Raw genomic sequence first — 18,006 nt, forward strand, 5'->3', positions numbered from 1 at the left:
TTCCTGCACGTAGTCGAGCGCCAGCGGCGCCTCCTCCCAGATCAGGACGCCCCGCCGCGCTGCGCCGGGAAAGCGAAGTTGGCCCGGGCTCGAGAGGTCGAGTGGGGGCTGCGCGACGACGGTCTCCCGCTCCCATTTTCTCAAATCGCGCATGTCGCGTAGCGCCAAGGGCAGGCCGAGCACGAGCGCGAAGGGATAGCCCAGCAGGGTGACGATGAACAGCATCACGAGGACGGGCAGGGCGCGGCGCAGCCCGGTTCCCTGTGATGGCGCCACTTACAGATCTCCCTCGTCGCCGTGGCCGCGCCTCAGGGCCTCGCGCACCAGGGTGGTGAGGTCGAAAAACCGCCTCGACTCGCGCGTCTTTACGCCCCTGGGGTAGGGCAGGTCCACCTCGACGACCGTTTCGATCTTGCCCGGCCGCGGCGTCATCACCACGACGCGGCTCGACAGGAACACCGCCTCGGCGATCGAGTGGGTGACGAAGACGACGGTCTTGCCGGTTTCACGCCAGAGCCTGAGGAGTTCTAGGTTCATCGCCTCGCGGGTGATCTCGTCGAGCGCGCCGAAGGGCTCGTCCATGAGGAGCAGCTTGGGGTCGAAGGCCAGGGCGCGGGCGATCGACACGCGCTGCTGCATCCCGCCCGAGAGCTGCCAGGGGTACTGGCGGTGAAAGTCCCCCAGGCCGACCATGTCCAGGAGCCGCGCCGCCCGCTCCCGGCGCTCGCCCCTGGAGAAGTTCATGATCTCCAAAGGCAGCATCACGTTGCCCAAGACCGTGCGCCATTCGTAGAGGACCGGCGCCTGGAAGACGTAGCCGTACTCGCGCGCGAGCCGTGCCTGCCGGGGCGTCTTGCCGGCCACCAGCAGCTCGCCCGAGGTCGGCGTCTCCAGGTCGGCGATCAGCCTGAGCAAGGTCGTCTTGCCGCAACCCGAGGGGCCGATCAGGCTGATGAACTCGCCGTCACGGACCTCGAGGTCGGCGTCTTTGAGGGCCACCGTCTCGCTGCCCCGGCCGCGAAAGACCATGTTGAGGCCGTACATAGCGATAACGGCGTCGCGACTGGGCGCGGTCTCGAGCTTGGGCTGGGTTTGCGGCAGGGTCAAGGAAGGCTCCACGGGGTTTTACAGCTCAGGTCATTATAGGGGCTTGCCAAACATCCCGCTTCGCCGGCTCTTCGGGCTCGGCGTCCCTCAAGGGGAGCAGCGAGACCGGCCCTCAGTAGACCTTGTCCCGGTGCAGAAACTGCCCCCGGCCGGCCTCGCCCAGCCAGGCGCCCTCGTCGACGATGAGCTCGCCCCGGCTCCACACCTTGGCGGGCAGGCCGGTGACGGTGCGGCCCTCGTAGAGGTTGTAGTCCACGTTCATGTGGTGGGTCTCGGCGCTGATGGTCTTTTTGCCCTTGGGGTTCCAGAGGACCAGGTCGGCGTCGGCGCCTACGGCCACCGTGCCCTTGTAGGGGTAGAGGCCGAAGCGCTTGGCGGGGTTGGTGGCGGTCAGCTCCACCCAGCGGTTGAGCGTCAGGCGCCCCTTGCGCACGCCCTGGTCGTAGAGCATCATCATCCGGTCCTCGATGCCGGGCACGCCGTTGGGAATCTTCGAGAAGTCGTCTCGGCCGAGGTCCTTTTGGCCCTTCATGTTGAAGACGCAGTGGTCGGTGGAGACGATCTCCAAGGTGCCGTCCGCGACCGCTTCCCACAGCGCCTCACCGTCGGCCTTGGTGCGCATGGGCGGCGAGCAGACGTACTTGGCGCCCTCGAAGCCGGGCCTGGCCAGGTCGCGCTCGGTCATGAAGAAGTACTGGGTGCAGGTTTCGCCGTGGACGTTCAGCCCTTTCCACTGGCCCAGCCTGAGCTGCTCGACCGCCGAGGCGCAGGTCATATGCACCACGTAGAGGGCGGCGTCCGCCATCCCGGCCAGGGCCACCGCCCGGCCCGTCGCCTCGGCCTCGGCCAGGTGGGGCCGGGTGCGCGCGTGCCAGACGGGCTCGGTGTGGCCCCCTGCGAGCGCGTCTCTGACCAGCACGTCGATCACGTCGCCGTTCTCGGCGTGGACCATGGTCAGGACGCCGCTGCCGGCGGCCACCTGCATCGCGCGAAAGAGCGTCTCGTCGTCGACCATCAGGGTGCCCTTATAGGCCATGAAGAGCTTGATGGAGGAGACTCCCTGTTCGGGCAGGCTGGGCAGCTCGCGCATCGCCCTGTCATTCAGGTCGGTGATGGCGACGTGAAAGCCGTAGTCGACGCCGGCCTTGTCCCGCGCCTTGCCGTGCCAGGTCTCGAGCGCGTCGGCGAAGCTCTGCCCCTTGCTCTGGATGCAGAAGTCGATGTGGCTGGTCGTCCCGCCAAAGGCCGCGGCAATGTGCCCGGTCTTGAAGTCGTCGTTCGAGACGGTGCCGCCGAAGGGCATGTCGAGGTGCGTGTGCACGTCGATGCCGCCGGGAATGACGTAATGGCCGCGAGCATCCACGACGCTATCGGCCTTGTCGGTGAGCTTCACGCCGATCTTGCTGATCTTGTCGCCCTCGACGAGCAGGTCGGCCCTGGTGGTGTCGCCGGCGGTCACGATGGTGCCGTTCTTGATGAGTGTCGTCACGAAACCCCCTTCATAGCGGTCAGCCGACGGCTGATGGCTCCTTCAATGAATGTTCAATGAATGTCGATGCCAACCTCGCTGCGATATCTTTCCATCTCGTCCCAGTCGGTCGTTACCTCGGGCGCCCGCTCGCTCAGCTCTCGCCAGGTGATGGGCGGCCGCTCCGGCTCCACTGAAACCATGGTGATGCAACCCTCGACCGGGCAGACGAGCGAGCACAGCGCGCAGCCCACGCAGTCGTCCTCGCGCACCACGGGCTGCGGTTTGCTGCCGTTCAGACTGAGGCCGGGCTCGACCTTCTGACCGTCCAGCATGAGGTCGATGCACTGGTGCGCGCCCTCGTCGCAGGCGACGAAGCAGAGGTTGCAGTGGATGCAGAGCTCGGGGTCGATCTTGGCGATGCTCCTGAACGACAGGTCGAAGCCGCCGAAGTCGGAGATCCTCGGCAGGGAGGCGCCGACGACCTCTTGCACCGAGGCGGCGCCCTTCTCGTCGAGCCAGTTCGACAGGCCGTCGCTGAGGTCGTCGATGATCCTAAAGCCGTAGTGCATCACCGCCGTGCAGATCTGCAGGCTGGTGGCGCCCAGGAGCAGGAACTCCGCCGCGTCGCGCCAGGTCTGGATGCCGCCCATGCCGGAAATTGGCAGGCCCGCCCCCCGCACTTTCGCGTCGCCTGCAACCGACGACAAGAGGTGCAGGGCGATGGGCCGCACCGCCGGGCCCGCGTAGCCGCCGTGTCCGCCCTTGCCGCCGATGTTGGGCTTGAGCTTGAAATTGTCCAGGTCCACGCCGATGACCGAGTTGATGGTGTTGATCAGGCTCAAGGCGTCGGCCTTGCCCGCTACCGCCGCTTGGGCGGGCAAGGTGATGTCGGTGACGTTGGGCGTCAGCTTGACGATGACGGGAATCCGCGCGACCGAGGTCACCCACTCGGTGATCACCTTACAGTACTCGGGCACCTGGCCGACCGCCGCGCCCATGCCGCGCTCGCTCATGCCGTGGGGGCAGCCGTAGTTGAGCTCGATGCCGTCGGCGCCGCTGTCCTCGATGCGCCTGACGATGTCGTGCCAGGCCTCGGGGTCGGACGCGACCATCGCCGAGACGATCACGGCGCGGTCGGGCCAGAGCGCCTTTACCTCGGCAATTTCGCGGAGGTTGACCTCGAGCGGCCGGTCGGAGATCAGCTCGACGTTGTTGATGGCCACAAGCTTCTGCCCGCCGTGCTCGAAGCCGCCGTAGCGGTTGCAGACGTTAAGGACCGGCGCGCCGATGGTCTTCCAGACCGCGCCGCCCCAGCCCTGCTCAAAGGCCTTGTTCACCTGATAGGCGCTGTTCGTCGGCGGCGCCGAGGCCAGCCAGAAGGGGTTGGGGCTCTTGATGCCCGCGAAGTCGATGCTGAGGTCGGCCATAGTTTTATCCTTCCGGCAAGAAGTCCGGGTCGAGGGCCTGCTCGAGGCTGTAGGGGCAGCTCGCGGGAAAGGTGGTGACCGGCAAGCCCGTCTGCCTTTTCGCTTTGTTGCTCGCCGCTTCGTAACACGTGTCGAGAATGGCAGGTGCATAGTGCGCCTTGAGACTTGGACTGTCTTCAAAGATATAGCCGAGTTGACTCCGCTGCTCGTCGATGGTGTCGAGCCAGCTGCGCGTCCGCTTATTGGGCTGGTACTGGTGTTTGAGCAGATGGGTCAAAAGCACGATGAGGCGATTCTTGACTTCACGCTTGTCACGCTTGCCGATGTCTTGAACCTCCTCGATCAGGTTTTCAAGGTCAAGCTCTTCAAAATGTCCTTCGTGCAAGAGCTCGGCTTGTCGCTTGAGCCATAAGTTAAAGTCCTGCTCGTAAAGGTCAGCTGTTATTTTAGCTAAGGTCGCCCTGCTCATGGCTTCGCCTCACCTTCCTTTGCCGCCAGGGCTTGTGCCTCCGCTAGGAAGTCCTCGTCTAGGAGTTGCTCGAGGGTGTAAGGGCAGGCTTCAGGAAAGGTCTCGGGCGCAAGCCCTGTTTCGTCCTGAGCTTGGCGTCTCGCGTAGCCATAGCTCTCGGCCAGGACAGCGGGAGCGTGCTGTTTCAATAAGCTTGGACTGTCTTTGAATATCAGCTCGAGCTGCCGGCGCTGTTCACCAATCGTTGCTTGCCAGCTACGTGAACGTCGATTGGCCTGAAATTGGTACTTGAGCAGGTGAGCCAGGAGCACGATGAGCCGATTTTGCACCTCGCGTTTGTCGCTGCGCCCTATGGCCTCGACCTCCTCGAGCAAGTTGTCCATGTCCAAATTGTCGAAGCGCCCCTCGCGCAAGAGCGTGACCTGCTGCTCGAGCCACAGCGCGAAGTCCTCGTCGTAGAGACCGGTTTCAAGCTTGGGAAGGGTTGCCTTAGTCATGGCTCATCAGTCATGGCTCATCTTAGTCCGTGGCCAGTGCCGCCCGCGACCCCAGCCAGCCGTGAATGCCCTTGGCCGCCACCTTGCCGTCCTCGGCCGCCGTCACCGTCATCGCCGCGCCGACCGAGCGCACGCAGTCGCCGCCCGCGAAGACCTTGGGGTTGGACGTCTGCAGCGTCCCTGGGTCCACCTCGACGAAGCCGCGCCCCAACGCCAGGCCAAAAGCCGCGAAGAGGCCCGTGAGCTTCTCCTGACCGATGGCCTTGATCACCTGGTCGCACTCCAAGACGTAGTCGCTGCCGGGAATGGGCTCGGGCTGGGGCCGCCCATCGGGGCCGGGTGCGCCGAGCTTCATCTGCACGCACCTGAGCCCCGTTACCCGCCCGTTCTCGCCGACGACCTCGACCGGCTGGGTCAGAAAGCGAAACTCGACGCCTTCGTTCTTGATGAAGCGGTACTCGAAGTCGTAGGCGGTCATCTCCCTTTCGGTGCGGCGGTAGACGATCTGCACCCCCTCCGCCCCCAGGCGCTTGGCGATGGTGGCGGCGTCGACGGCGGTGTTGCCGGCGCCGATCACCGCCACCTTGCGGCCGATGGGAAGCCTAGCGAGGCGCGCCAAGCCTTCCCCTTCCGCCAGCTTGGTCTCGGCGATGAAGGAGAGCGCCTCGGTGACGCCGTCCAAGTCCTCGCCGGGGATGCCCATGTCCGGCACCCGGCCCATGCCCGCGCCGATAAAGACGGCGTCGTAGCCGCCCAAGAGCTCGTCCGCGCCGATGTCCCTGCCGATGTGGACGCCCGTCCTCACCTCCACCCCGAGCTTTTTAACAAAGTCCACCTCCTCCAAGGCGACGCGGAGGGGCTCGCGCATCACCACGATGCCGTAGCTGGAGAGGCCGCCCGGCAGGCCGTTCTTCTCGAAGACGGTCACCTCGTAGCCGAGCTTGGCGAGCTCGCCCGCGCAAGAGAGCCCGGCGGGCCCCGCGCCGACGACGGCGACCCTGCGGCCGTTCTTGGGCGCGGGCGTAAAGGGCACCGTGCCCCGCTCGTAGATATAGTCCATCGCGTAGCGCTGCAAGCGGCCGATCTCGATGGGCTTGTGGTCGGCGCCCAAGACGCAGGCCCCCTCGCAGAGCTCCTCGACGGGGCAGACCCTCGAGCAGCTCGCGCCCATCAGGTTGGCGGTAAGGATGGTGGTGGCCGAGCCGAGCACGTTGCCGGTGGCGATCTTCCTGATAAAGGTGGGCACGTCGATGCTCGTCGGACAGGCCTTGATGCAGGGGGCGTCATAGCAGTAGAGGCAGCGGTCGGCCTCGACGCGCGCCTCGTTCTTGCTCATGGGCGGCTTGAGCTCGGTAAAGCGCTCGCTGAGTTGGGCGAGGCTCAGGCGGCTTCCTTCCATCAGCGCGCCACCATGCCGCCGGCTTCGCTGACGAGAACGGCTGCGTTGGCCGTGCCCCCGTCACCGGCCTCGAAGCTGGACAGGCCCCAGAGGCCGACCTCGGTCATATCCACCATACGCGCTCCTCTTCCCTCACGCTCGAGCTTACCTCGCCACCCCTGAACCGCTGCAAGACCTCGCTTGCAACCCTCTGTATAAAGTTCTGCCATGATACCCGCGCCGACGCGGTCTTGTAAAGCGGCTTGCCCCTCACGGGAGTGCGTCTCCTCTGGTTTAGACTGGGATGAGGGTTGAAGCGACGAGCCTAGAGCGACGACAGGAGGACGTAGATGAGCGTAGAGGCTGGGGTCGGGATAAGGGAAGGCTGCTATATCGGCGGCGCGTGGGTTCTGCCGCGCTCAAAGAGCAGGATAAGGGTGGTCAACCCCGCCCGGCCGGACGAGGTGGTGGCGGACTTTCCGGCGGCGACGAGGCAGGATGCGCTTCGCGCCATAGCGGTCGCGGCGGAGGCCCTTCGGGGCTGGCGGGACACGCCCGCGCCCGAGCGCGGCCGGGTGCTGTGGCGGGCGGCTGACATCGCCCGCCGGCGCCTAGCCGAGATTGCCCGCGTCATGAGCTTGGAGGAGGGCAAGGTCCTGCGCGAGTCGCGCGGCGAGGTCGTCAAGGGCATCTCGCTGCTCGAGTACTACGCCGGCGAGGGTTACCGTGTGGGCGGCCGGACCACCCCCAGCGAGGTCAGGGACACCCAGACCTACACCATCCGCCGCCCCTTGGGCGTGGTCGGGCTCATCACCCCCTGGAACTTTCCCTGGGCGATTCCCGTCTGGAAGATGGCGCCGGCCCTGGTCGCGGGCAACACCGTCGTCTTCAAACCCGCCAGCCTGACGCCGGGCACGGCCGCGATCTTCATGGAGATCCTGGCGGAGGCGGGCTTGCCCCCGGGCGTCGCCAACATGGTGGTGGGCCCGGGCAGCGAGGTGGGCAACGCCATCGTCGACGACCCGCGGGTGAAGGCGCTGTCCTTTACGGGCTCGAACGGCGTGGGCATGGCCTTGAACGAGCGGGCGGCTAAGCGCGGCGTCCGCGTGACCTGCGAGATGGGCGGCAAGAATGCCCTTATCGTCATGGCCGACGCCGACCTGGAGGCGGCGGTGAACGCCATCGTCGGCGGTGCCTTTGGCGCGACGGGCCAGCGCTGCACGGCGACCTCGAGGGTCATCGTGTCGCCCGAAGTCAAGGAGGAACTTCTCGAGCGCCTCGTCGCCAAGGCCCAGGCCCTCCGGCTCGGCCCCGGCTTGGACGAGGCGAGCGACCTCGCGCCGGCGGTGGACAGGGGGCAGTTCGAGACGGACCTCCGCTACATCGCCGCCGCCAAGGACGAAGGCGCCAGGCTGGTCTGCGGCGGCAAGCCGAGGGACATAAGCGGCGGCTACTTCGTCGAGCCGACCATCTTCGACGGGGTGGGCCCCGAGATGCGCATCTTTCAGGAGGAGGTGTTCGGGCCGGTCCTGGCGGTCAGCGAGGCGCGCACCTTCGAGGAAGCCGTCCGCGCGGCCAACGGCGTCGACTTCGGCCTGGCCGCGTCGATCTTCACCCAGGACGTAACGACGGCGATGCGCTTTATCGAAGAGGCCGAGGTCGGCATGGTCCACGTCAACGAGCCGACCATCGGCGGCGAGGCGCAGTTGCCCTTCGGCGGCTCCAAGGCCACCGGCGTCGGCCCCAGGGAGATGGGCGAGGAGGGGCTCAACTTTTTTACCGAACTCAAGACGGTCTTCGTGAATTTTTCGGGCAGCGGCGACAGAGCGCTGATCCGCTAGGCGGCCCGGCTCTCGCCTACGCCCTCGAGCGCGTCTTGCACGTCCTTTTGCCAACCGGCCAGGCCCAGCTCGAGGGCGGTCGAGAGGCCGCTCATGCGCTCGATCAGGATGCCGCCCTCGAACACGACGAAGAGCTGCTGGGCGAGGTCGCGGGCCTGCTTGCGGCTCTCGATGCCGAGCTCGCGCAGCATGGCGGCGAGAGCGACCGTCCAGCGCTCGAGGCCGCGGGTGAGCGCCTCTTGCACCTGCGGCGGCAGGCTGCGCGACTCGAAGCCGAGGAGCCCCAACGGGCAGCCGCCGGAGCGGCTGTAGTAGGCGCTTTTGAGTTCTAGGAGCAGGGCGGTGAGCTTGTTGTCGCTGTCCGGCTTGCCTTGCCAGGCCCTCTGCAAGAGCTCCACGACGTAGTTCCAGTGAACCGTGACGGCCTGCGCGGTGAGCGCCTCCTTGGAGTCGAAGTGGTGGTAGAAGGCGCCCTTGGACGAGGAGGCGGAAGTGAGGATGGCGTCCAGGCAGGTGCCGGCGTAACCGCGCTGGGCGTAGAGGTCCAGGGCGGCGTCCATGAGCCGTCCTTGGGTGGCTTCGCCGTTGCGCGGCAAGATCATGACTGTAGTCTAAAGAAAAGTCTCCTCGCGCCGGGGGCGCTGGCTGACATCCGCCAAGGCGCCGGGCGTGTATAAGTACTTTTGCCTCTCCCTCACTCTCCCTCATCCGTAGGCTTGCGGACGCGCGCAGGTGAGCCCTTCGTCGTAGACTGGGCTATGCTGCTCGCCTTCGACCTCGACAAGACCGTCGTCACCTCCGACTACCGCCTGCCCGACCGGGTCAGGCGCAGCATCGCCGCCGCGCGCGAGGCGGGCCACGCCGTCACCGTCCTGACCGGCCGCAGCGAGGCCTCGGCTAGAGAGTTCCTGGACCTCCTGGCGGTCAGCGGCCCCTACAGCACCAACCACGGCGCGCGCGTCGTCGGCAAGGACGGCGAGCTCCTGCGCCAGAGCGTGCTCGAGGCCGGCACCGTGCAGGACCTGCTGCGGCGCTACGGCCACATCCCCGGCCTCGAGTCGTCCTGCTCGGCGCACAACAAGCTCTTCGTGCGCGACCCCGCCGACGAGCGCTGGAAGTGGGCGCACACCCTGGAGCACGAGCTCGTCGCCTTGGGGAGCTACCGTGACGAGCCCGCCGACAAGTTCGTCTTCGCCTGCGAGGACGGCGTGAGCGAGATGCACCGCGAGCTCTTAGGCAGCCTGCCGGGCCTCACCTATTACCTGTGGGAGGACAGGTACCTGGAGATCACCGCCGCCGACGCCGACAAGGGCTCGGCCCTGGCGCTCATCGCGGCGGCGCTCGGCTACGACAGGGGCGAGACGGTGGCCTTTGGCGACGGCGTCAACGACGTGAGCATGATCGCATGGGCGGGGCGCGGTGTGGCGGTGGGCTTCGCCCACGAAGACGTGCTCGCCCTGGCCGACGAGCACATCCGCGAGCCCGAGGCTTACGGCGTGGCCGAGTGGATAGAGGAAAACCTGCTCGAGGTGGCGGCAGGACCGAGTCGCGGCTAAGCCCTTGGGGCCCGGCGCTTCAGCGCATGCCGCGGCCGCCGCCGCCGCCCCGGGGACCGCCGCTGAAGCCGCCGCCCCGAGAACCGCCCCCGCTGCTCGAGCCGCCGAAGCCGCCGCCGGTCTTGGCCTGAGGCGAGAGGGCCTGGTTCAAGTTGCCCAGGTTGGTTTCGATCTGCGAGAGGGTGTTGAGGCTGCGGCTCAGGCTGTCCAGGGTGCCAAGGCTGCTGATCTGGTTCATGGCCACGCCCCGGCCCCCGGCCAACCACAGCGGCGCCGTGAACTTGTCGGGCTCGAGCTTCATCAGCTCTTGCAGGTTGCGCAGGTACTCTTTGCTGACGCCCAGGGCGGTGGCGTAGACGAAGTGGTAGTCCCAGAGCTGGTAGTGCTCGGCGGGCGCCTCGCGCATCATTGAAAAATCCGCGAGAAAGCGGCGATAGGCCTCCCAGCGCCGGGCGTTTAAGAGCTTGTCGGGCGTCCAGCGCTTCAGGCTGAAGCCGGCGGTGAGGCCCATGAAGATACAGAGCGCCGCGGCCAGGACGAGGTGCAGGCCGAAGCCGGGGTGAAGCGCGAAGAGGGAAAAGGCCGCGAAGCCAAAGAGCGCCGCCATCACGAAAGAGAGGCTGATGATAGGCGCGGCGCGCCGGCCGCTGCTGGGGTCGAGGAGCTTGCCGTGGCCAGCCTCGTACCAGCGCCGCGGCGCCTGGATCCAGCCCCGCCCAAAGCTCGGCCGCGACTCGAAGTAGCGGCGCAGGTCGGCGGCGTCGAAGACCGCCGGGTCGCTGTTGGGCCCGGACGCTCTGCCGCCGGCGAGTTGGAACAGGCCGCCCAGCGACCCGGCGGTCGAGCCCTGCGCCGCACCGCGAAAGGCCTTCCACAGCTCCGCCTCAAAGGGTGTCAAGCCCTCGGGCTCGCGCGCCAGACGGTAGTAGACGGTCTGCGAGCGGCCCAGGCCCAAAAAGCCGGGGCTGTCTTGGGTCTCGATCTCCAAGTAGCCGCGCCGCGCGAAGTCCAGCAGCGTCGCGGCGATGGCCGGGCTCGCCGCCTGCAGGCCGGGGTCGCTCTGGGTGATCACGAAGGGCACGGCGGCCGGGGGAATCTCCTCGGCGGGCTCGCGGTAGTAGGGGCCGACATCCGCTATCTCGGGCTCGCGGCCGAAGTCGCGGTAGGCGAGAAGGAGCCAGAGGCCCAGGCCGGCCACCGCGCCCCAGACCAGGACGAGCCACAGGCTCGAGGGCGGGGGAGAGGTGACGCGACCTTCGTCCTCGAGCTGCCGCTGCGACTCCTCCCTGAAGCCGCGCGTCTCCTCTCTGGCCTCGGCCAGCCAGGGCTCGAGCCACCGTCCCTCTTGCGTCCGGACGCTGAAGTTGGCCGCGTCCACGATCACCCGGGCGCGCACGAACTCGCCCTCGCCGACGGGGGACAGGCTGACGGTGGCGACGCTCATGTCGTCGGCGAAGTCAAGCGTGCCGATGCGGCCCTGGCCGGTAAAGACGAAGACCCTGAAACCCTCAGGGCTCGGCGCGGGCGGGTGGATGCGGAGCAGGTAGTGGTCGATGTGCTCGTGTTCGGGGTCGAGCACGAAGCGGTCGAACTGGGCGGCGTCCTCGGCCACCTCGACCTCGCGGCTGAGCACGTAGCCCAGGCGGAAGCTGCGGGTCTCGTTTAAGGCGTCGACCTCCCATTCGATCTCGTTGCCGCTGACCCGCCACCGAACGGGTCTGCCGTCCAGCGCCTCGACGCCCTCGAAGCGCACGGTGCCGCCCGGCGCCGGCTCGACCTCGAGCCCGTAGCGACTGCCTCGAAAGTCGCCGTCGAAGCGAAACGCCTGCATGTCTAGAACACGCGCGCTGCCGTCCGCTTGCAGGAAAACGTCCTGCTCGACGCGCTCGAGCCGGTAGCTCTGGGCGAAGGCGAGGTTGGAGAGCAGCAAGAGGGCAAGGAAGAACCTGCGCATGCCGCCAGTCTACAGCCTAAGGCGTGTGGGTTCGCCTCGCCGTGCTGCTGGGTTGAAGCCCCGAAAGTGCCCGTGAGGGTGCGGGTCATCGACGTGCGGCTCGAGGCTCGAGTGGAGCGCGGCGCGTGGTCGTGCCCGAAAAGGGCCTGCTCGAGCCGCTGGGCCAACCCTAACCGTCGAGAACGCCCACCGGCAGTTCGGCGACGAGGGGCGCCGGCCGCTCGCAGCGGCTCGTCAGCTCGATGAACGTCCGCCCCTCGGCCGCCTCCAAGACCGACTGCATGGCGTCCAATACGTGATAGGCCAACTCGCCGCCCGCCCGCTGCGGCCGGCTAGAACGCATGGCGTGGGCCATGTCGGCCACGCCGATGCCGCGGCTGTTCTCGGTGTAGGAGTGGCTGAGAGGGAGTTCGCGCCAGGCCTTCTCGCCCGCTCTCCGCAGGCGCACGGGCCCGCCGAAGGTGTTGGGATCGGGCACGCTCAGGCTGCCTTCGCTGCCGTAGACCTCGAGGCGGGGCAGCTCCGAGGCGACCACGTCGAAGGAGGTGATGAGCGTCGCCACCGCCCCCGATGCGAAGTCCAAGAGGCCGGTGACGTGCGTCGGCGTCTCGGGCCGGATGACCGTGCCCGCCAGCGGCGCCGAGCTGACGGTCCGCTCCTTCAGGCTGATCACCGCCGAGCCCGTCACGCGCGCGACCGGCCCCAGGAGGTGGACGAGCGCGGTCAGGTAGTAGGGCCCCATGTCAAACATCGGCCCGGCGCCCAGCCCGTAGAAAAAGGCGGGGTCGGGGTGCCAGGACTCCGGGCCGCGCGACATCATAAAGGCGGTCGCGGCCAGGGGCCGGCCGATCGCTCCCTCGTCGATCAGCTTGCGGCAGGTCTGCAGGCCGCCGCCCAAAAAGGTGTCGGGTGCGCAGCCGAGCCTCAGACCCCTCTCCTGCGCCAGCGCCAGGAGCCTCGCGCCGTCCGCCCGCGTGATCGCCAGCGGCTTCTCGCTGTAGACCGCCTTGCCGGCCTCGAGCGCGGCCATGCTCACGCTGGCGTGGGCACTGGGCACGGTCAGGTTGACGACGATGTCGATGTCCGAGTCGGCCAGCATGCTCTCTACCGTGACGGCCCTGGGCACCCCGTGCTCGGCGGCCTTGGCCTCGGCCCGCGCGGGGACGAGGTCGCTGATGGCGGCGATCTCCAAGATCTTAAAGAGCCGGCAGGCCTTGAGATAGGCCCCGCTGATGTTGCCGCTGCCGATGATGCCGACCCTGACCGTCTCGGTCCCTGCCGATCCTGGCTCTTGCTTCGTCACGTCGCTCACGCTGCCTTCCGTCGATTCACCCCTGCCCGTTAGGACCGCCTCCCTGAGTCAACGAGCAGGGTGGTTGCTGCACTGCTTACCATCTTACGCGCACCAAGCCCTTACGCGCACCACGCCCGCCGCCGCCTCGAGCCGCCTTGTGAAGTGCACCCATTTTGGCCTACATTACTGTTGTATACCCTCTTGCATATTCAGGGACTAGGTGCTATATTCATTGTAGCTCAGCTCGAGCGGAGAGGCAGGTGCCAGGTGAACCGAATCCATCCTATCGACCCCGTCAAGCCGTTCAACATGATCCTTCGTTCTTTCGCTCCCCCTGCGCCTGTAGGAGCCGCCCGGACCGAGACCCGGCCCCCGGGGTCCATCTGAGCTGAGCTGCGGCCTCATCCCTGAGACCCTCCTCGGCGCGCCTTCCGCCGGGATTTTTTTATCGCCCTCAGCCATAGCCCTCTATGCACAAAGGAGTTAGGTCATGTTCACCATCCACGATCCGTTTATGCGTCTCGCCAAAGACCGCGTCAGCGACCTTCAGCGCAACACCAAGGCCCAGCGGCTGAACCAGACCCGCTATCCCGACCGCGAACGCCAGCCCCGCATCCTCTTCCACTGGACCAACCGAGCCTGACCCGGGCCCTTTGGGTCAAAGCCCTCATAGGGTCCGAGGCTCGAAAGGAGACGGCCCTGTCTCCCTCACCCTGCGCGGCGGAACTCGCCGCCCGGAGCCGCCTCGAGCCCGACTGCAGAAGTGAAGCGCGGCATGCGCTGCGAGGCTAGCGCCTCCCAGCCAAGGAGCCCGGACCTGCGTACGACAGGTCCGGGCTCCTCTCGTCGTAGCGGCAAAGTTTCGTCGAGTAGAAAGCTAAGCGAGCTCTTCAACGGTAACGCTCAGAAGGGATCGACAGGCCAGCGCTCCGTTTGCCGATGAGCACGCGCGCCGCCCTGGCGTCCGTCACCTTCATGCGCTCCTCGCCCACCTTCTCCCTCTTGAATCTAAGCTCTCTCTTGAATCTAAGCCCATTCTTGAATCTAAGCCTATGATGCGATAGGAACGAGCCCGTCGCAACGGCCCGCGGACGTTCGATTGCTCAACATCCTTTACATTCTATAAGCTAAGGCTTGACAATGTATGAGATAAATCCTATAGTTATGTCAAGGAGGTTGGACCATGTGCTTAGGATGTGATGAGGCCGTCAACCGCGCGAACGCCGATAAGCTCGAGCGCTACCGGCGCGAGGCCGAGGTGGCGCACAGGCTCCCCCGCGCGCTGCTCCGCTGGCGACTCGCGGCCGGCCTGCGCCTCTTGGCCGACCGGCTCGAGGCCAGGCCTCAAACGGCTATGCCCCAAACGGCTATGCCCCAGCTGACGGGTCTGCCGAGGCTCCGGGCCTAGCGTGGCGCTTACTGCTGCAAGCCCAGAAGGTCCGGAGAGCGCGGCGCCCATCGTCGAGGTCAGGGATCTCGTCAAGCGCTATCCCAAGCGCAAAAAGGAAGCCCTGAAGGCCGTAGACGGCGTCTCCTTCACGGTGCGGCGCGGCGAGATCCTGGGGCTTTTGGGGCCGAACGGCGCGGGCAAGACCACCACCATCAAGCTGGTCTGCGGTCTCCTGCAAGCCGATGCGGGCAGCGTCTTGGTGAACGGCTACGACACCCGGCGCGAGCGCCTAAAGGCCCTGCGCCACATCAGCGCCGTCTTGGAGGGCAACCGCAACCTCTACTGGCGGCTCACGGTGCGGGAAAACCTCGAGTACTTCGCGGGCAACCGGGGCAGGTCGCGGCGCGAGGCGAAGGAGCAGATCGACGGCCTGCTGGAGGGGTTTCGCCTGCAGGACAAGGCGGGCGAGCTCGTCAACAACCTCAGCCGCGGTATGCAGCAGAAGCTCGCCGTCGCCGTGGCCATGCTCGCCGGGACCGAGGTCGTCCTGCTCGACGAGCCCACCCTGGGCCTCGACGTGGAGACGGGCTACGAGGTCCGCGAGCTCCTCCGTCAGATCGCCTTGGAGGGCCGCACCGTCATCGTCAGCACCCACGACATGCCCGTCGTCCAAGACCTCTGCGAGCGCGCCGTCATCATCAGCGCCGGGCGGGTGGTGGTGGACGACAAGGTCAGCAACCTCCTGCGCCTCTTCGAGACGCGCGCCTACGAGATCCGCCTGGGCCGGCCGCTCGGCGCGGAGCAGCGGCGGCTCCTGGCGCTCCGCTTTCCGGCCTGTAGCGGCCATGACTTCACGCTCGACCTCCTGCTCAAGGTGACCCTCGAGCAGGACACCGACATCTACGCGCTCATGGACATCCTGCGCCGCAATCATACCCCGGTGGAGAGCATCGACCGCACCAGCATCAACTTCGAGGCCGTCTTCCGCCAGCTCGTCAGGGGGGACAACCGTGTCCTTTCCTAAAGTCGGCCTGCCCGAAATCCCCATGCTCAACGTCATGGCCGCCAACATCCGCAAGGTCGCCCTCGAGCTGTGGCGCTACCTGCCCAACACCATCAGCATGATTCTCACCTTCTACGCCTTTTTCCTGGCCATCTTTTTCGGCCTGCGCTTCGGCGGCGACCCGGTCAGCTTCGACGCCAACGTCGCCTACGCCATCGTCTCCTACGCCTTCTGGTTCCTGGCCATCATCGCCATGCAGGGCATCGGCTGGGAGATTTCGAACGAGGCGATGCGGGGCACCCTGGAGCAGCTCTACATGTCGCCCGTGGGCACCTGGAAGATCATGCTGGCGCGCATGACCGGCAGCATCCTGATCCACCTGGTCATCATGGCCGCCCTGCTCGTGCTCAGCATGCTGACGGCGCGGCAGTGGCTCAACTTGGACCTCCTCAGCATCGCCCCGATCATGCTCTTTACGCTCTTAAGCATGGTCGGCATCGGCTTCATGATCGCCGGGCTGTCGATCCTCTACAAGCAGATCCAGGCCTTTCTTCAGATCGTCCAGTTCGTCTTTTTCGGCCTCACCTTCGTGTCCATTTCGGCCTTGCCGCCCCTCGAGCTCGCCCCCTTCGTCAAGGGCGTGGACATGGTCCGCGGGGTGATGACCCAGGGGCTCGGCCTGGCGAGCTTCAGCGCCGGCGATTGGCTCTCGCTCGTTGCCAACGCGCTCGTCTACTTCGCCCTCGGCCTCCTGGTCTTTCGCCGCTGCGAGGCGCTGGCCATGCGGCGGGGGCTGTTGGGGCACTACTAGGGTTGCTTCGAGTTGCCCTGCCTCTTACGCTTGGCCGTATCAGCCGCGAGAGGCGAGCTGCTCGAGCCGGCGGGTGATCTCCGCGCCGATGGCGAGCGAGGCGGTGGCGGCGGGTGAGGGGGCGTTCAGGACGTGGAGCGAGCGGTCGGTCGCCTCGAGGACGAAGTCGTCGAGGAGGTTGCCCTGCGCGTCGATAGCCTGGGCGCGGACGCCCGCGCCCGCGCGCACCAGGTCATCGTAGCCGACCTCCGGCACGAGCTTGCGCAGCGACCTCACGAAGAGCGCCTTGCTGAACGAGCGCGCGTACTCGAACATCCCCACCCTCCAGAACCGCCCCGCCAACTTCCAAAAGCCCGGAAAGCGCAGCGCCTCGCCGAGCTCACGGACGTCAAGGTGACGGTAGCTGTAGCCCTCCCGCCTCCAGCCGAGCACCGCGTTGGGACCGGCCTCCACGTTGCCGCCGACCGTCTTGGTGAAGTGCACCCCCAAAAAGGGCAGCTTGGGGTCCGCGACGGGGTAGATGAGGCCCCTGACGAGGGAGCGTCTCTCGGGTTTCAAGAAGTAGTACTCGCCACGAAACGGCACGATCATAACCTTGGGCTCGAGGCCGTCCATGCGGGCGAGGTGGTCGCTGTAGAGGCCTCCGCAGTTGATCAGGTAATCCGCGCTGAAATCCCCCCGCGTGGTCTTCACGGTCACCTGGCTGGCGTCTCTGCGTATGGCGGTGACGCGCGCGCCGGTGCATACCTTGCCGCCGCCTCGAGCGATGAGCTCGGCCATCTTCACGGCGATTCGCCCGTAATCCACGATGGCGGTGTTGGGCGAGTGCAGCGCGGCCAGTCCCGCCGCGTGCGGCTCGAGCTCGCGGAGCTCGCTTTGATCGATAGCGCGCACGCCCGGAACGCCGTTCGCCCGGGCGCGCTCGAGCAGGTCCTTAAGACCCTGGACCTCGCCTTCGCTGGTGGCCACGATCACCTTGCCGCAGCGGTCATAGGCGAGGCCGTGCTCGTGGCAGAAGTCGCTCATGAGCCGCACGCCCTCGAGGCAGAGGCGAGCCTTGAGCGAGCCGGGCCGGTAGTAGATGCCGGCGTGGACCACACCTGAATTGTTGCCGGTCTGGTGGCGCGCCACCCGCGCCTCCTTCTCCAACACCGTCACCCGGGCGCCCGGGTGACGGTGGCTGAAGGCCAGAGCGGTGGCGAGCCCGACGATGCCGCCGCCCAGGACGAGGACGTCGCTGTGACGCGCCGTCACTAGCTCATCTCCCCGCTGCCAAGCTGCGCTGCGACGGCGTCACGGTGCCGCCTCGCCTTATCGACGTAAGAATCTGGGGTCCGCTGGATCACGGCGAGGTCCTTGTCACGCACCTCGCGCAAGACTTTTGCCGGCATACCGACCACAAGTGAGCGCGGTGGAATTTGGGTGCCGGGGGTGACGATGGCGCCGGCCGCGACGAGCGACTGCGTGCCAATCACGGCGCCGTCTAGGACGACCGCGCGCATGCCGACGAGGACGTCATCCTCGAGCGTGGCGCCGTGAATGATGGCGCCATGACCGACAGTGACGCGCTTCCCAAGGATGGTGGGGAAGCCGATATTGGTGTGCAACACCGAAGCGTCTTGAACGTTGCTCTCCTCACCGATCACGATGTCATCGTTGTCGCCGCGCAAGATGCTGCCGTACCAGATGCCGGCTCGAGCTTCCAGTCGCACTTTGCCGATGAGCGTCACGCCGGGGGCGACAAAGGCGCTGGGGGAAATGTCGGGGCTGTGGCCTTCGAAGCTGAGTATGGTGGCGCCGGGATGCCT

At 66.8% G+C, this 18,006-nt stretch carries 18 protein-coding genes; 6 read left to right on the forward strand and 12 right to left on the reverse strand.

The features are described from left to right. The 7 genes from M3498_10650 to M3498_10680 all read right to left on the reverse strand — a co-directional run. The coding region (locus tag M3498_10650) for a hypothetical protein (GenBank protein MDQ3459740.1) at positions 1 to 276 on the reverse strand (276 nt) is incomplete at its 3' end. Then, positions 277 to 1,029, reverse strand: coding sequence for an ABC transporter ATP-binding protein (locus tag M3498_10655; GenBank protein MDQ3459741.1), 753 nt, complete (start codon positions 1,027 to 1,029; stop codon positions 277 to 279). A 190-nt stretch (positions 1,030 to 1,219) separates the two neighbouring features. Then, complete coding sequence (hydA, locus tag M3498_10660; GenBank protein ID MDQ3459742.1) at positions 1,220 to 2,596, reverse strand: dihydropyrimidinase; 1,377 nt, start codon at positions 2,594 to 2,596, stop codon at positions 1,220 to 1,222. Between the two features lie 53 nt (positions 2,597 to 2,649). Beyond that, positions 2,650 to 4,005 carry an NAD-dependent dihydropyrimidine dehydrogenase subunit PreA gene (preA, locus tag M3498_10665; protein MDQ3459743.1) on the reverse strand — a complete coding sequence of 452 codons (1,356 nt, stop codon included), beginning with the start codon at positions 4,003 to 4,005 and terminating at the stop codon, positions 2,650 to 2,652. Positions 4,006 to 4,009: 4 nt separating this feature from the next. Then, on the reverse strand, positions 4,010 to 4,474 hold the full coding sequence (locus tag M3498_10670) for a DUF29 domain-containing protein (protein MDQ3459744.1): 465 nt from the start codon (positions 4,472 to 4,474) through the stop codon (positions 4,010 to 4,012). Continuing rightward, positions 4,471 to 4,971, reverse strand: a complete 501-nt coding sequence (locus tag M3498_10675) for a DUF29 domain-containing protein (GenBank protein ID MDQ3459745.1) — start codon at positions 4,969 to 4,971, stop codon at positions 4,471 to 4,473. The genes M3498_10670 and M3498_10675 overlap by 4 nt, the downstream gene beginning before the upstream one ends. 22 nt (positions 4,972 to 4,993) lie before the next feature. Continuing rightward, positions 4,994 to 6,370 carry an NAD(P)-dependent oxidoreductase gene (locus tag M3498_10680; protein ID MDQ3459746.1) on the reverse strand — a complete coding sequence of 459 codons (1,377 nt, stop codon included), beginning with the start codon at positions 6,368 to 6,370 and terminating at the stop codon, positions 4,994 to 4,996. Between the two features lie 329 nt (positions 6,371 to 6,699). Between M3498_10680 and M3498_10685 the strand changes: the two genes are divergently transcribed. Next, positions 6,700 to 8,190: an aldehyde dehydrogenase family protein gene (locus tag M3498_10685; protein ID MDQ3459747.1), complete on the forward strand. Its 1,491-nt coding sequence runs from the start codon at positions 6,700 to 6,702 to the stop codon at positions 8,188 to 8,190. Here M3498_10685 and M3498_10690 read toward each other — a convergent pair. Beyond that, positions 8,187 to 8,792 (reverse strand): TetR/AcrR family transcriptional regulator, encoded by a 606-nt coding sequence (locus M3498_10690; protein ID MDQ3459748.1) that lies wholly within the window; start codon positions 8,790 to 8,792, stop codon positions 8,187 to 8,189. The two genes, M3498_10685 and M3498_10690, sit on opposite strands and share 4 nt — an antisense overlap. Before the next feature lie 156 nt (positions 8,793 to 8,948). Between M3498_10690 and M3498_10695 the strand changes: the two genes are divergently transcribed. After that, entirely contained in the window at positions 8,949 to 9,746 is a 798-nt protein-coding gene (locus tag M3498_10695; GenBank protein ID MDQ3459749.1) for a Cof-type HAD-IIB family hydrolase, read from the forward strand. A gap of 19 nt (positions 9,747 to 9,765) precedes the next feature. On the opposite strand, the gene M3498_10700 is transcribed toward M3498_10695, so the two are convergent. Both M3498_10700 and M3498_10705 read right to left on the reverse strand, forming a co-directional pair. Then, positions 9,766 to 11,700, reverse strand: a complete 1,935-nt coding sequence (locus tag M3498_10700; protein ID MDQ3459750.1) for a DUF2207 domain-containing protein — start codon at positions 11,698 to 11,700, stop codon at positions 9,766 to 9,768. A gap of 169 nt (positions 11,701 to 11,869) precedes the next feature. Beyond that, positions 11,870 to 13,012 (reverse strand): Gfo/Idh/MocA family oxidoreductase, encoded by a 1,143-nt coding sequence (locus tag M3498_10705; GenBank protein MDQ3459751.1) that lies wholly within the window; start codon positions 13,010 to 13,012, stop codon positions 11,870 to 11,872. A 472-nt stretch (positions 13,013 to 13,484) separates the two neighbouring features. Between M3498_10705 and M3498_10710 the strand changes: the two genes are divergently transcribed. The 4 genes from M3498_10710 to M3498_10725 all read left to right on the forward strand — a co-directional run bounded on the left by M3498_10710 (position 13,485) and on the right by M3498_10725 (position 16,198). Further along, a complete protein-coding gene (locus M3498_10710) occupies positions 13,485 to 13,637 on the forward strand; it encodes a hypothetical protein (GenBank protein ID MDQ3459752.1) in 153 nt (50 codons plus the stop codon). 540 nt (positions 13,638 to 14,177) lie between these two features. Then, entirely contained in the window at positions 14,178 to 14,402 is a 225-nt protein-coding gene (locus M3498_10715) for a hypothetical protein (protein ID MDQ3459753.1), read from the forward strand. Position 14,403: 1 nt separating this feature from the next. Next, positions 14,404 to 15,408, forward strand: coding sequence for an ABC transporter ATP-binding protein (locus M3498_10720; GenBank protein ID MDQ3459754.1), 1,005 nt, complete (start codon positions 14,404 to 14,406; stop codon positions 15,406 to 15,408). Further along, a complete protein-coding gene (locus tag M3498_10725) occupies positions 15,395 to 16,198 on the forward strand; it encodes an ABC transporter permease (protein ID MDQ3459755.1) in 804 nt (267 codons plus the stop codon). The genes M3498_10720 and M3498_10725 overlap by 14 nt, the downstream gene beginning before the upstream one ends. A 39-nt stretch (positions 16,199 to 16,237) precedes the next feature. Here the strand turns inward: M3498_10725 and lhgO are convergent, their stop codons facing one another. Both lhgO and M3498_10735 read right to left on the reverse strand, forming a co-directional pair. Next, positions 16,238 to 17,452: an L-2-hydroxyglutarate oxidase gene (gene lhgO / locus M3498_10730; protein ID MDQ3459756.1), complete on the reverse strand. Its 1,215-nt coding sequence runs from the start codon at positions 17,450 to 17,452 to the stop codon at positions 16,238 to 16,240. Beyond that, on the reverse strand, positions 17,452 to 17,988 hold the full coding sequence (locus tag M3498_10735; protein MDQ3459757.1) for a gamma carbonic anhydrase family protein: 537 nt from the start codon (positions 17,986 to 17,988) through the stop codon (positions 17,452 to 17,454). The genes lhgO and M3498_10735 overlap by 1 nt, the downstream gene beginning before the upstream one ends. Positions 17,989 to 18,006 lie beyond the last annotated feature (18 nt).

The organism is Deinococcota bacterium (assembly GCA_030858465.1).
Taxonomy (GTDB): domain Bacteria; phylum Deinococcota; class Deinococci; order Deinococcales; family Trueperaceae; genus JALZLY01.